The 12,320-nt window shown below is 59.3% G+C and carries 13 protein-coding genes; 5 read left to right on the top strand and 8 right to left on the bottom strand.

Annotated elements, in window-relative coordinates; genetic code table 11:
* The first annotated feature begins 106 nt into the window (after window positions 1–106).
* The 3 genes from glsB (at window position 107) to QK293_RS23160 (ending at window position 3,188) form a co-directional block, all read left to right on the top strand.
* Window positions 107–1,015 (top strand): glutaminase B, encoded by a 909-nt coding sequence (glsB, locus tag QK293_RS23170; protein WP_282381492.1) that lies wholly within the window; start codon window positions 107–109, stop codon window positions 1,013–1,015.
* 148 nt (window positions 1,016–1,163) lie between these two features.
* Window positions 1,164–2,666, top strand: coding sequence for an aldehyde dehydrogenase family protein (locus QK293_RS23165; RefSeq protein ID WP_282381490.1), 1,503 nt, complete (start codon window positions 1,164–1,166; stop codon window positions 2,664–2,666).
* A gap of 171 nt (window positions 2,667–2,837) precedes the next feature.
* Window positions 2,838–3,188, top strand: a complete 351-nt coding sequence (locus QK293_RS23160; protein WP_282381488.1) for a BON domain-containing protein — start codon at window positions 2,838–2,840, stop codon at window positions 3,186–3,188.
* A gap of 79 nt (window positions 3,189–3,267) precedes the next feature.
* Here the strand turns inward: QK293_RS23160 and QK293_RS23155 are convergent, their stop codons facing one another.
* Window positions 3,268–3,930, bottom strand: coding sequence for a carbonic anhydrase (locus tag QK293_RS23155; protein WP_282381486.1), 663 nt, complete (start codon window positions 3,928–3,930; stop codon window positions 3,268–3,270).
* A gap of 104 nt (window positions 3,931–4,034) precedes the next feature.
* Complete coding sequence (gene cynS / locus QK293_RS23150; protein ID WP_282381483.1) at window positions 4,035–4,502, bottom strand: cyanase; 468 nt, start codon at window positions 4,500–4,502, stop codon at window positions 4,035–4,037.
* Between the two features lie 123 nt (window positions 4,503–4,625).
* Here cynS and cynR point away from each other — a divergent pair, with 123 nt between their 5' ends.
* Entirely contained in the window at window positions 4,626–5,531 is a 906-nt protein-coding gene (gene cynR / locus QK293_RS23145) for a transcriptional regulator CynR (protein ID WP_282381480.1), read from the top strand.
* Here cynR and QK293_RS23140 read toward each other — a convergent pair.
* From QK293_RS23140 to QK293_RS23120, 5 genes are all read right to left on the bottom strand, one after another.
* Window positions 5,517–5,819 (bottom strand): hypothetical protein, encoded by a 303-nt coding sequence (locus QK293_RS23140; protein WP_282381478.1) that lies wholly within the window; start codon window positions 5,817–5,819, stop codon window positions 5,517–5,519. The two genes, cynR and QK293_RS23140, sit on opposite strands and share 15 nt — an antisense overlap.
* Window positions 5,820–5,956: 137 nt before the next feature.
* Complete coding sequence (locus QK293_RS23135) at window positions 5,957–6,286, bottom strand: hypothetical protein (RefSeq protein ID WP_282381476.1); 330 nt, start codon at window positions 6,284–6,286, stop codon at window positions 5,957–5,959.
* 520 nt (window positions 6,287–6,806) lie between these two features.
* A complete protein-coding gene (locus tag QK293_RS23130) occupies window positions 6,807–7,310 on the bottom strand; it encodes a GNAT family N-acetyltransferase (RefSeq protein ID WP_282381474.1) in 504 nt (167 codons plus the stop codon).
* Between the two features lie 20 nt (window positions 7,311–7,330).
* A complete protein-coding gene (locus tag QK293_RS23125; RefSeq protein ID WP_282381472.1) occupies window positions 7,331–7,960 on the bottom strand; it encodes a glutathione S-transferase in 630 nt (209 codons plus the stop codon).
* 78 nt (window positions 7,961–8,038) lie between these two features.
* Window positions 8,039–9,988 (bottom strand): DNA topoisomerase III, encoded by a 1,950-nt coding sequence (locus tag QK293_RS23120; RefSeq protein ID WP_282381470.1) that lies wholly within the window; start codon window positions 9,986–9,988, stop codon window positions 8,039–8,041.
* 386 nt (window positions 9,989–10,374) lie between these two features.
* Here QK293_RS23120 and QK293_RS23115 point away from each other — a divergent pair, with 386 nt between their 5' ends.
* Entirely contained in the window at window positions 10,375–10,743 is a 369-nt protein-coding gene (locus QK293_RS23115) for a DUF427 domain-containing protein (protein WP_282381466.1), read from the top strand.
* Window positions 10,744–10,812: 69 nt separating this feature from the next.
* Here QK293_RS23115 and lldD read toward each other — a convergent pair whose 3' ends face one another.
* On the bottom strand, window positions 10,813–11,955 hold the full coding sequence (lldD, locus tag QK293_RS23110) for an FMN-dependent L-lactate dehydrogenase LldD (protein ID WP_282381464.1): 1,143 nt from the start codon (window positions 11,953–11,955) through the stop codon (window positions 10,813–10,815).
* Window positions 11,956–12,320: the final 365 nt, after the last annotated feature.

Genomic DNA, 12,320 nt, shown 5'->3' with positions numbered 1-12,320 from the left:
AGGGGTTTGGCCGATGGCATGGTACAAAACTGTGATCCGGCCCCGACCAGTGGCGTCTAGCGTCAGTGTCCCCGCAATCCCATGGGGCGAGACTTCGGAACCTGGCATGCAAGCGCTGTTGAACGAGATCCTTGACGCGGTACGCCCCTTGATCGGCCAGGGCAAGGTGGCTGACTACATTCCCGCCCTTGGCACGGTGCCACCCGATCAACTGGGCATTGCGGTGTATGGCAATGACGGCGAACTGTATTGCGCCGGCGATGCCCACACGCCGTTCTCGGTGCAGAGTATGTCCAAGGTGTTCAGCCTGGTGCAGGCCATTGAACATTCCGGCGAAGCCATATGGGAACGCCTGGGTCACGAGCCTTCCGGCCAACCGTTCAATTCGCTGGTGCAACTGGAGTTTGAGCGCGGGCGCCCGCGCAATCCCTTTATTAACGCCGGTGCGCTGGTGATTTGCGACATCAACCAGTCGCGCTTTGCCGCGCCAGCGTTGTCCATGCGCGACTTTGTCCGCCGGCTGTCCGGCAACCCGCAAGTCATGGTGGATGGCAAGGTCGCCGAGTCCGAATACCTGCATCGCGCGCGCAACGCTGCGATGGCTTATCTGATGCAGTCTTTCGGCAATTTTCACAACGACGTCGAAGCGGTGCTGCGCAGTTACTTCAGCCATTGCGCGCTACGCATGACCTGTGTGGATCTGGCCCGGGCGTTCTGTTTTCTGGCCAACGACGGTTTCTGCAAACACAGCGGCGAACAGATCCTCAGCGCCCGCCAGACCCAGCAGGTCAACTCGATCATGGCCACCAGCGGCCTCTACGATGAAGCCGGCAACTTTGCCTACCGCGTCGGTTTGCCCGGCAAAAGTGGTGTGGGCGGGGGAATTGTCGCGGTGGTGCCGGGGCAATTCACGGTGTGCGTCTGGTCACCGGAGTTGAACACCGCCGGCAACTCCCTCGCGGGCATGGCCGCGCTGGAGTTGCTGAGTCAGCGGATTGGCTGGTCGGTGTTCTAGACACGGTGGTGCCGGGTCACAGCGGTCTTTTAGCGTAGGGGGTGACGGGCCTCTGGGTTTTCGATCACCGGTCAGGCGTGCGGTTAATGACGCTCCAGGGATTTTCCTATACATTTTCCGGCCGCCCATTGCATGGTGAAACCGCTTCATGTCCCTTGCGCTCGAACGTCTAGTCGCTGGCACGCCGATCCCTTTCGCCGGGAATCGTGTCTCTGTGGTCAGCCCCGAACTGGCCGCGCGCTTTAAGCCCGGGGACCATTTGCTGGTGGAGCAGGTCAGCGGCGAGTTGTTGCTGATCCCGGTGGCTGACCAGCAAGCGGCGGCCATTGCTATCGAGCGTGCCGAAGCGGCTTTCAGCGCAATGTCCGCGGTCTCGGATCAAGCCATCAGCGAGTTCTTTGATCGCTTCGCGCAACGCCTGGAAGATCCTGACTGCTGGGCTTTGATCGAAGCCGCCAACCTGGCCGACATCGAGCGGGCCAAGGCCCGCGGACGTTCCACCACACGGCTTCTGGCGGATGAACGCATGCGCCGCGACATGATCGCCGGCCTCAGGGCCTGGCGTGATGCGTCGGCCACGCGCGGCAAAGTGGTCAGTTGCGTCGAGCATGACGGCTGGAAAGTCGAGCAAGTGGTCTCGCCCTTGGGCATCGTCGCTTTCGTCTTCGAGGGCCGACCGAACGTCTTTGCCGACGCCGCCGGTGTGTTGCGCACGGGTAACACGGCGGTGCTGCGCATCGGCAGCGATGCGTTGGGCACGGCGCAAGCCATCGTCACCCACGCGCTGAATCCGGCACTGAGCGACGCCGGGTTGCCGACTGGCGCGGTGTCGCTGGTGGAAAGCGTCAATCACGCCGCCGGCTGGGCGATGTTCGCCGACCGGCGCCTGTCGCTGGCGGTGGCCCGGGGTTCGGGTCGTGCCGTCAGCCAACTGGGTAGCATCGCCCAACAGGCCGGCACCGCCGTCAGCCTGCACGGCACTGGTGGCGCCTGGCTGATCGCCGACAAGGTAGCGGACGCCAAGCGCTTTGCCGCGGTGGTGCGCAACTCGCTGGATCGCAAAGTCTGCAACACCCTGAACGTCTGCCTGATCCACCGTGACCGTATCGCCGAGTTGCTGCCGCTGTTCCTGGACGCGCTGCAGCAGGCCGGCACCGCACGGGGGCAGGGCTGCAAATTGCACATCGTCGAAGGCAGCGAGCAGTACTTGCCGACCGAGTGGCAGACCGCAAGCGTTGAGGTGTACCGCGCCGAAGGCTATCAAACCGAAGCCTTGGCCGAACCGCTGCCCGAGGATCAGTTGGGCCGCGAGTGGGAATGGGAAGAAACCCCGGAAGTCAGCCTGAAGATCGTCGATGACCTGGACAGCGCCATCGCGTTGTTCAATCGCTATAGCCCGCAGTTCACCGTGTCATTGATCAGTGAGGACGCCGAGGCTCAGGAACGCTTCTACAACGCGGTCAACGCACCTTTTGTCGGCAACGGGATTACCCGTTGGGTCGACGGGCAGTACGCGCTGAACAAGCCAGAACTGGGTCTTTCGAACTGGGAGAGCGGTCGACTGTTTGCTCGCAGCGCGATTCTCTCGGGCGATGGGGTGTTTACGATCCGCAGTCGCATGACCCAGACGGATCTGTCGGTCAAACGCTGAGACGGCATCCCGACCCCAGGCGACGGCCGCACTATACTTAATGTGCGTCTGTATTGGCGTGGCGAGCACTCCAAAACGAATCAGATGTCCCTTAACGCTCGCCTGAGAGGCAGAGGGCTGTATAGCAAATAGGACGGACAGCGCATCTGATTACGTGAAGAGGGTTGCACCATGAAACTTCATTCGTTTCAACATTACTCCCAGGATCTGGAAAGGGGCGTTCACGACACGTGGATTACCGCCAGGGTGAAGTCAGCCCTGGCAATGGCCGAACCAAGCCTCGGCCTGCAAATCCATGTCAAAACCCATGGGAGCACGGTGGCGTTGAGCGGTCGCGTCAACACCCACAAACAGTGTGAGCAGGCTGTTGCTCTGGCCCGTTCGGTTCAGGGAGTCGTCGAAGTCGATGCCAGAGACTTGCTGACTCACGTGTTCACGCCTGGCACTTTTCCAGAGCCACCCAACGCCGAAGAGAGCACTGAGATTCGGCCTCAATCGTCAACCAAGATGGACGATAAATGACCCCGTCGATCGAGTCAGCGCAGCGCTCCCGTTAGCCGGGAGCGCTGCATCGATCATCTCGCGGCAAGTGGATTAAGCTTCAGGCTGCTGCTTCTACGGATCGAGTTTGAAGGGCGCAGGTGTCCAGATACTCGGCGAGCCCCACGAAACGGCGGCTGTTGGCATCCCGGGCGTCGACCGAACCGGTCTCGATGTCGTAGACCCAACCGTGCAAATTCAACAGGCCTTTCTCCTGAGCCAGGCGCACGCTTGGGTGCGTCTGGATATTGGCCAGTTGCGCGATGACATTCTCCCGAACCATTGAACTCACCTTCGCCGCATCACTCGCGTGAGGACGGGATTCGTTGATGACTTTCGCCGACTCGGCATGTTGCAACCAGCCGCTGACAGCGGGCAGGTGGTCCATGCAGGTGCACGTCGCGACGGCAGTCATGGCGCCACAGTCTGAATGCCCACAGATCACAATGTCAGTAACGCCGAGCACCGCGACCGCATATTCGACCGTGGCCGATACACCGCCGGGGTGCGGGCTGTAAGAGGGCACGATATTGCCGGCGTTGCGGATCACAAACAGTTCACCGGGTTCTTGTTGGGTCAGCAGTTCCGGCACGACACGGCTGTCGGAACAGGTGATGAACAACGTACCCGGATGCTGGGTGGTGGCCAAGTGTTTGAACAGGTCGGTGCGTTGCGGAAAGGCTTCCTTCTGGAACTTCAAAAAACCTTCGATGAGCGCTTTCATGGCGATGTCCTCATGCGTGAGTCGAATGAATATTTTGTAGCAGCTGCCGAGCCCGCGAGGCTGCGTCCGAGGCGGGCCGCGTTCGGACGAAGTCCTCGCAGAACTTAGAAAGGACGCAGTGGCAGGAACTTGCCGTCGAGGGTAATCACTGCGCGGGACCCGCCTTCCGGGTCTTCGACTTTCTTTATGTCGAGCTTGAAGTTGATCGCACTGATGATGCCGTCGCCGAATTGTTCATGAACCAGGGCTTTCAAGGTGGTGCCGTAAATCTGGATCATTTCGTAGAAGCGATAGATGGTCGGGTCGGTCGGGACACCCGAGAGGCTTCCGCGCAACGGGATGATCTGCAGGCGGGCCACGGCGTCGGCGTCCAGGTCCAGTTTTTCGCCAATGACTTTGGCGGCGCTTTCCGGCAGTGGGTGCTGACCGAGCAGGGCGGCGGTGACGTAGGCCAGACCCAGGCCGGTGCCGTCGGTCAGGTCCTGCCAGGACAGGTTTTTACGCGCTTTTGCATCGAGGATAGACGTGGTCAGGGCCAGACTTGGGTCGTTGTAAGCGTGGGACTGTTGCATGGGGTTTCTCCTGTAGGGGTGGTATGGCTTGGGTGTGGAGCAATCTTCTGTCGATCGATCCATAGCGTCCAAGACCGATATACAATGCAACGCATAAGCACAGCCTATAGTTGGTAATTCCCCATGCTGCTACGACATTTGCGCTATTTGCTGGCGGTGGCCGACCGCGGCGGTTTCACCCGTGCCGCCGAGGCGCTTCACGTCTCGCAACCGACCCTGTCCCAACAGATTCGGCAACTGGAAGAAACCCTGGGCGTGAGCCTGTTTGACCGGACCTCGCGCAGGGTGAAACCCACCGATGCGGGACAGGCCTACATCGAATGCGCTCGTCGGGTGCTGGTGGAACTGGAGGCAGGTAAACGTGCGCTGCATGACGTGAAGGACTTATCTCGCGGGACCTTGCGGCTGGCCATGACGCCAACGTTCATGGCGTACCTGGTGGGGCCGTTGGTGCGCGATTACGTGGCGCGCTTTCCGAACATCCATCTGCAGATTTTCGAGCTGTCGATGGATGACATCGAAGCCGGTCTGGTGGATGACTCACTGGACATCGCCATCGCGTTTACCCAGGTCAGAAATGCCGACATCGAGTCCATCCCGGCGTTTACCGAAACGTTGGGCGTCATGGTGGGGCGCGATCACCCGTTATACGAAAGCCAGGTGGCGTTGTCCGCTGAAGAGGTGGCGCAACTGCAATTCGCGCTGTTGGCTCCGGACTTCGTTACCCGCACCCGCATTGACGCGTACTTTGCCCAGGAGCAGATCACGCCGAGCGTGGTGATCGAGGTCAACTCGGTGAGCACCTTGCTGGAAGTCATTCGGCACACGGCCATCGCCACTATCCTTCCGGAGCCCATTGCCACCCAGGACCGCGCGTTGCGCAAAATCCCGTTGCTGGGTGAAGCGCCCAAAAGAGGGGCCGCGCTGCTTCGACGCAAAAACAACTATCACAGTGCGGCGTCGGTGGCGTTTATGGAGCTGGTGTTGGGTGCGGCTACCGGTGAGTCGACGACGTCAGTCATCCATTGATTGGCACATGCCATTGGGCGTCTTGCCAGTGGAGGACACCGTGACCGATTCATCATCGGCGAGGATGATCGAGATTGTGTAGCCCGAACCCTTGGCTTCGAAGCGGCGATCGTTGATGGCTTTGGTGGCGGCTTCCTTGCTGTTGATTAATACCGGCCCGTCCTGATCCGCCTGGACGACGATGTTTCCGGGGCAGTCCATATTGAATGAGGGAACTCCGGGGACGCTGTTTGCATGGGCAGCACTGGCCATCACCAGCAACAGCAAGCCCGTCAGATGTTTTTTCATCGCAAACCTCCAATGATCCAGTGCGCACGGTTAACGATAGCGTTGTTTGGTGCGCACGAGACAAACAAAAAGGCCCCGCTCGATGTGACGAGCGGGGCCTTTTTATGGAGGGGTGTGGAATAAAACCCTGGGAGGTATCAGGAGAACCGATCAATCACCCGAACTTCGTTCTGGTACTGCATCGATGCCCACGCCTGTTTCAGCGTTTGCAGAACATGACCGATGAAGTCCTTGTCGGCCGCGGCTTTCTTGCCGACATAGCCTTGGCCGCGACGGTACATCTTCAGTCGGGCGAGCAGGTTCTGGTTGTTCTTGTCGAACTCCGCTTCATGGGCGTGAGGCGACAGGCAGTCGATATGCACCTGGCCCGACTTGCTGATCCACAGAATATGGCTGTCATGGCTGTCTTTTTGCGCAGCGAACAGATGAGCCAGTTCATCGATAGTGGGTTGATTGTTCAGATTCATAGTAAGCCCCTTGACCATTTGGTGATCTTTCAAAGTTGATTCGCTAATACAGGTAGCCCATCGGTTAGTTGATCCCTGGCACCGAAACCAGGACGTCAGCGGTCGGCCGCCAAATTGACGGGGTCACGCATCTGTTGCATGTAGTCGTGTTGAATAACTGCTACGCAATAGCGTCACAACGAGGAGAAGCAGCGAAAACCTTCAGGCCACTGCCGACATTTTCAGGGTCGGCCACAAGCTTCATGAGGATTGATCGCCAGCGTTTCTCGTCCTTGTACTGGACGTTCAGGCCAGGTCAGCTTCTTCAATCTGCCTTGTGGGCAGCGTGTATCCGGGAAAAACAGCTCGGCGGTCAGACGAGCTTGTTCAAACGTGTTGCCTGTACTCCCGATCGGGGAGATGTCTGCATCATGCAAGGGCAAATCGGACGCGTCAACGGTTTTGTAGTGATTATTTTTGGTCACTACATATTGTCGGACAAAGTCGTTTGGAATTAAAAAGCGCGATCGGAAGGCGCCAGTCAGGACGATGGCGGCGATATCTGGAATCGGTAAAAGGTGCAGGGATAACCGTCTACCGATAGCTGATGCAGGGTGAACTCGCCATGGGTGAGATTAGCTATGACCCGGGCCCAGAACGCCCGCGCAGGCTGGTTCGCGTCGAGGTGGAAAATTTGCCATTGACCGGGGAACCGGCTCGAGAGGGTGGAAACGACGAATTTCGCGACGCCTTGGCCACGAAAGCGTCGACTGACAAAAAAGTAGCCAATGTTGTGCTCGGCGCCGTGGGTATGGATTTCGTCGTCCACGGTCACGAAACCGGCCAATTCGCCGTCGACCTTGATCAGAAACGGTCTGGTTGCGGGCTTGCGCCAGTAACCCGGTTTAGGCTGTGCATTGAAGAAGCCATGCTCCCCGAGCTTCAGCGGCAGCCACTCGCTGAAGTCATACAGATAGAACTGCATCAGGTTTTCAATCGTTTCCAGTTCGTCGCGCTGGGCAGCGTGCAGTTCTATCAAGGGCATGCGGGGGGCTCCTGAGGCACTCAGTGCGGGGCGAAATCGTATTTCCCACCTTTTTTCAGTGCGGCTTGATAGGCCGGGCGAGCCTGGAAGCGTGCAATCCAGGACGCTATATGAGGATAGTCGCCGAGCTTGCCCTGGGCTCTGGCGATCTCGCCGATAAAACTCATCTGGATGTCGGCGGCGCTGCACTCATCGCCCAGCAGGTAATCGGACTGGCTCAGCGCCGTGTCGAGGTAGCCCAGGTAGTTGGCCACCTCCGAGTCGATCCGCGGATGCAACGGCGCGCCGGCGTCACCAAGACGCCCCACGTACAGGTTCAACATCAGTGGCAACATGGCCGAACCTTCGGCGAAATGCAGCCACTGCACGTATTCATCATAGGCGGGGGTGGACGGATCGGGTTGCAGGCGCCCGTCGCCATGGCGGCGAATCATGTAGTCGATGATCGCGGAGGACTCGATCAGCTTCTGCGCGCCATCTTCTATGACCGGTGATTTACCCAGGGCATTGATCGCTTTCAATTCCGGCGGTGCCAGGTTGGTCTTCGGGTCGCGCTGATAACGTTTCAGCTCGTAAGGGATCGCCAGTTCTTCCAGCAACCAGAGAATCCGCTGGGAACGGGAGTTGTTCAGGTGATGCACGATAATCATGGTCGATGCCTTATCAGAAAGTGGGGCTGTCGCTGGGCTTGAAGAACAGTAGACCTTTTTAGCTCGCTCGAAGTGCCGTCAAGCCTTGCTTGCCGGTTTTACCACACGTTTAGTGCCCGTCGAGGGCTTGCGTTTGGCGGGCTTGCGTTTGTTTTTCCACGGCGTGGCACCGCGCCCGGCGGGGCTTGCCGGCCCGCTGATGGTCAGGCTCAGGCCGGCGCAACGGGCGACCTGTTTGCTCATCCACGCGGCCTGCTTGGTGACGAATTCTTCCAGGCTCATCTCGCCGCTCTGCACCATGTCCAGCGCCTGCTCCCAAATCGCCGTGGTCCCCGGGTCGGCGATGGCACGCGGCACGGCATCGATCAGGCTGAAAGCGGCCGGGGTAGCGGCCAGGGCCTTGCCGTTCTTGATCAGATAACCACGGTCGAGCAGGCCCTGGATGATCGAGGCACGGGTCGCTTCAGTGCCGATGCCGGTGGTGTCCTTGAGTTTCTGCTTCAGTAACGGATCTTCTACCAGTTTGGCGACGTTCTTCATCGCCTTGATCAGATCGCCTTCGGTGAACGGTTTGGGCGGTTGCGTCCAGAGGTCCTTGAGCTTTACGTCGGCCACCGCGCAGTCACGCCCTTGGGCCAATGCCGGCAGTGTTTGCGGCGCCGGTACTTCGCGGCCCCTGGCCGGGGCGAGGGCCTCGGGCAGGGCGCGCTTCCAGCCGGGCTCGACGATTTGCTTGCCGACGGCACGCAAGGCTTCACCGGCGCAGTCGAAGTCGGCCTGGGTCCGGTCGTATTCATGGTTGGGCAGAAACTGCGCCAGATAACGCGCGCGGATCAGGGTGTAGACCGCCCGCTGCTTGCCCGCCAGTCGCTCGAGGTTTTTCGCCGCAGCGGTGGGGATGATGCCGTGGTGAGCGCTGACCTTGGCATCGTTCCAGGCCCGTGAGCGGCGCTGAGGCTCCAGGAAATCGTTCAAGGCGTTCAGTGCCGGATCAGCCTGCCTCAGCGCGGCAAGAATGCCCGGTGCTTCGCTGTGCTGACTTACGGGCAGATAACCGCAGTCGCTGCGCGGATAGGTGATGACTTTGTGGGTTTCGTACAGGGCCTGGGCGATGTCGAGGGTTTCCTGAGCGCCGAGCCCGAGTTTCTTCGAGCAGACTTCCTGCAAGGTGCCCAGATCGAAGGGCAGGGGTGCCACTTCGCGCATCCGCTCGGTGCGCAGTTTGATGACCCGAGCACTCGCCGCGCTGCCAATCGCCGCCGCTGCTTGCTGCGCCAACGCTTGATTCAGGCAGCGATCCTGATCGTCGCAAACCTCGGAGGCCGCGCGCCACTGGGCGGTGAACGCGGTACCGTCGTGCAGCAGTTGCACATCGATGGCCCAATAGGCGACCGGTACGAAATCGGCGATGCTGCGATCGCGATCCACCACCAGGCGCAGGGTGGGCGTTTGTACCCGACCGACCGGTAATACGCCTTGATAACCGGACTGACGCCCCAGCAACGTGAACAGCCGGCTCATGTTCATCCCGATCAGCCAGTCGGCGCGGGAACGTCCGAGTGCCGAATGATAAAGACTAAAGGTCTCGGCCCCCGGCTTCAGGGCTGCCAATGCCTTGCGGATCGACGCATCGTCCAGCGCCGACAGCCATAGCCGCTGGATCGGCCCGCGATAACGGCAATGCTCCACCAGTTCTCGGGCGATCATCTCGCCCTCACGGTCGGCGTCGGTGGCAATCACCAGTTCGGTGGCCTCACCGAGCAGCCGCTTGACCGCTTTGTATTGGCTGGCCGTGCGCGGTTTGACGGTCATTTTCCACTTCTCTGGAATGATCGGTAGATCCGCCAGCACCCAACGCTTGTAACGCGCGTCATAGGCGTCCGGCGGCGCGGTTTCCAGCAGATGGCCGATGCACCAGGTCACCGTGACGTCCGTTCCCAGCCAGCAGCCGTCGCCGCGACGTTTGGCGCCGAGGACGGCCGCAATGTCTTTGGCCTGGGAAGGTTTTTCACAGAGGTACAGCCGCATAACCACCATCGTTCAGTCGGTTTGAAGAGGTGAACAGAATGCGCAGGGAATGAGATTGGAGCAACCTTTATCTGTATGGATATACAGATAACCAGTTCAATTTGCTCTGGCCCTCCGGGCGGCAGGTGCCGCCGAAGCTGCGGGTGTTTATTGAGTTGGTGGCGGCGCACATGCCGCTGACGCGTTCCCCAGGGTCATGGTTTAACTCCCGCTGATGGCTTTTGGAACGCCGCACCGCCCCGTTCGGCTGTGAAGCAGTCGCGGTACGGAAACATGAGGTATACCTATTAATCGCGGTCGCAGTTTTTTGGGCTGCTTCGCAGCCATCGGGGGCAAGCCCCCTCGCCACAGGAGCGTGGGCGCTCCCGATAATCCAGGAGAATCCGATGAAAACCTCCGGTCCTAGTCCTGTCATCACCATCGCAGAGCAGCCGGGCTGCCTGCTTGTAAAGTTTCACGGTATTCAGGTGGCCGCGTCCGCACGGGCGCTGGTGTTGCTCGAGGCCAACTATCCTCCGGTGTATTACGTACCGCGCGAGGACATCGATGAAAAGTACTATGCCCGCACCGATCACACGAGCTATTGCCCCTACAAGGGCGATGCCAACTATTTCAGCCTGCAAATTCCGGGACATGAAGGCGCTAATGCGGTGTGGAGCTATGAAGACCCAAAAGTGTCGGTAGAACAGATTCGCGGCTACATGGCGTTTTATCCCGATCAAGTGATCTTTGAGGTTCTCAAAGACGTCGAGTGATGGCCGCTTTTCAGACATTTACGAAAACGCCGCGCATTGGCGCGGCGTTTTCAAGGTCAGGTGTTCAGCTCATCGGGCAGCATCCACCAGCGTGGATTCATCAATCTGACTAATCGAGGTCACCCCGGTCAAGGTCATGGCGACGCGCATTTCCTTGGCGAAGATATCCAGCATATTCTCCACCCCGCGTTGACCATCGGCGGCCAATGCATAGGCCATGGAACGCCCCAGCAATACGCCTTTTGCTCCCAGCGCCAACATCCGTACAACATCAAGCCCCGAGCGGATTCCCGAGTCGACCAGCACCGTCAGATCATTACCGATGGCTTGCATGATGGGCGGCAATGCCTTGGTGGTGGAAAGCACGCCGTCCAGCTGTCTCCCACCGTGGTTCGACACGACAATGCCATCCGCGCCAAAGCTGACCGCGTCTCTGGCGTCCTGAGGATCGAGAATGCCTTTGATGATCATCGGGCCTTTCCAGAAATCACGAATCCACTCCAGATCACTCCAACTGATCGAAGGGTCGAAGTTATTGGCCAACCAGCCCATGTAGTCTTCGAGTGTCACGGCTTTACCAAGGTAATTCGAGATATTACCCAGGTCGTGTGGACGTCCCATGACGCCAACGTTGAATGCCCAGTCGGGTTTGGTCATGGCCTGAAGCATTCGCCGCGATGCCGCAAAAGGGCCTGACATGCCCGAGTGTGCGTCCCTGTATCGGGCGCCGGGCGTGGGCATATCTACGGTAAAAACGAGGTTCTGCACCCCGGCGGCCTTCGCACGTTCCAGTGCATTTTTCATGAAGCCCCGGTCTTTCAACACATACAGTTGAAACCAGATGGGTTGTCGGGTTTGAGCTGAGACCTCTTCGATCGAGCACACCGATACCGTTGATAGGCAGAGTGGGATGCCTTTATTTTCCGCCGCTTTGACAGCCTGCACTTCACCACGACGCGCGAACATGCCCGTCAGTCCTACCGGGGCCAATATGATGGGCATTGAAAGTCGTTGGTCGAAGAGGGTGGTTTCAAGGCTCAGGGTTTCGACGTTTTTCAGAATGCGCTGACGAAGGCTGATACCCGTCAGATCAGCGCTATTGGCCCTCAGCGTATGCTCTGCATAAGCCCCGCCATCAATGTAATCAAACAAAAAACGCGGGAGTTTTCGGCGTGCTGCTTCGCGATAGTCAGATGCGGATGAAATGATCATGAGGCCTCGGTCGGGTGAGTGGCGGGGCGATGGTTGCGTCGAGCGTCGGATCAGATTAACGAAAACGCCCCGCATTGCGGTAATGCTGTTCATTTAAGCTCGGTGTTTCCAGGCACACACACATGCGTAGCGATGGGCGGTGGAACAAGAGCAAAAGCGAGGCGGCCGACCTGTCTTTTGTTGATGGTGTACTTATCCGTTTCTGCGGTAACGGCGGCTATTGGTTCCGCCCTTACGGCGGGTCACTTGGAAGAGCCCCAAGTAACCAAGGGCTTTTGCCCCTTTCGTTCGGTGGCTCGCCTAGGCTCGCCATGCCCTCGCTCCGGTCCTGCTCCGTGGGCCCGCCGCCATCGGCCATCCATGGC

Origin of the sequence: Pseudomonas sp. AL03, from assembly GCF_029960815.1 — a bacterium.
GTDB lineage: Bacteria > Pseudomonadota > Gammaproteobacteria > Pseudomonadales > Pseudomonadaceae > Aquipseudomonas.
The sequence above is the reverse complement of the archived record's forward strand: the minus strand, read 5'-3'. Positions and strand labels throughout refer to the sequence as shown.

What these genes read in the sequence shown, in the direction of transcription:
- glsB (WP_282381492.1), top strand. Translation starts at nt 107, where the DNA reads ATGCAAGCGCTGTTGAACGAGATCCTTGACGCGGTACGCCCCTTGATC.
- QK293_RS23165 (WP_282381490.1), top strand. Translation starts at nt 1,164, where the DNA reads ATGTCCCTTGCGCTCGAACGTCTAGTCGCTGGCACGCCGATCCCTTTC.
- QK293_RS23160 (WP_282381488.1), top strand. Translation starts at nt 2,838, where the DNA reads ATGAAACTTCATTCGTTTCAACATTACTCCCAGGATCTGGAAAGGGGC.
- QK293_RS23155 (WP_282381486.1), bottom strand. Translation starts at nt 3,930, where the DNA reads ATGAAAGCGCTCATCGAAGGTTTTTTGAAGTTCCAGAAGGAAGCCTTT.
- cynS (WP_282381483.1), bottom strand. Translation starts at nt 4,502, where the DNA reads ATGCAACAGTCCCACGCTTACAACGACCCAAGTCTGGCCCTGACCACG.
- cynR (WP_282381480.1), top strand. Translation starts at nt 4,626, where the DNA reads ATGCTGCTACGACATTTGCGCTATTTGCTGGCGGTGGCCGACCGCGGC.
- QK293_RS23140 (WP_282381478.1), bottom strand. Translation starts at nt 5,819, where the DNA reads ATGAAAAAACATCTGACGGGCTTGCTGTTGCTGGTGATGGCCAGTGCT.
- QK293_RS23135 (WP_282381476.1), bottom strand. Translation starts at nt 6,286, where the DNA reads ATGAATCTGAACAATCAACCCACTATCGATGAACTGGCTCATCTGTTC.
- QK293_RS23130 (WP_282381474.1), bottom strand. Translation starts at nt 7,310, where the DNA reads ATGCCCTTGATAGAACTGCACGCTGCCCAGCGCGACGAACTGGAAACG.
- QK293_RS23125 (WP_282381472.1), bottom strand. Translation starts at nt 7,960, where the DNA reads ATGATTATCGTGCATCACCTGAACAACTCCCGTTCCCAGCGGATTCTC.
- QK293_RS23120 (WP_282381470.1), bottom strand. Translation starts at nt 9,988, where the DNA reads ATGCGGCTGTACCTCTGTGAAAAACCTTCCCAGGCCAAAGACATTGCG.
- QK293_RS23115 (WP_282381466.1), top strand. Translation starts at nt 10,375, where the DNA reads ATGAAAACCTCCGGTCCTAGTCCTGTCATCACCATCGCAGAGCAGCCG.
- lldD (WP_282381464.1), bottom strand. Translation starts at nt 11,955, where the DNA reads ATGATCATTTCATCCGCATCTGACTATCGCGAAGCAGCACGCCGAAAA.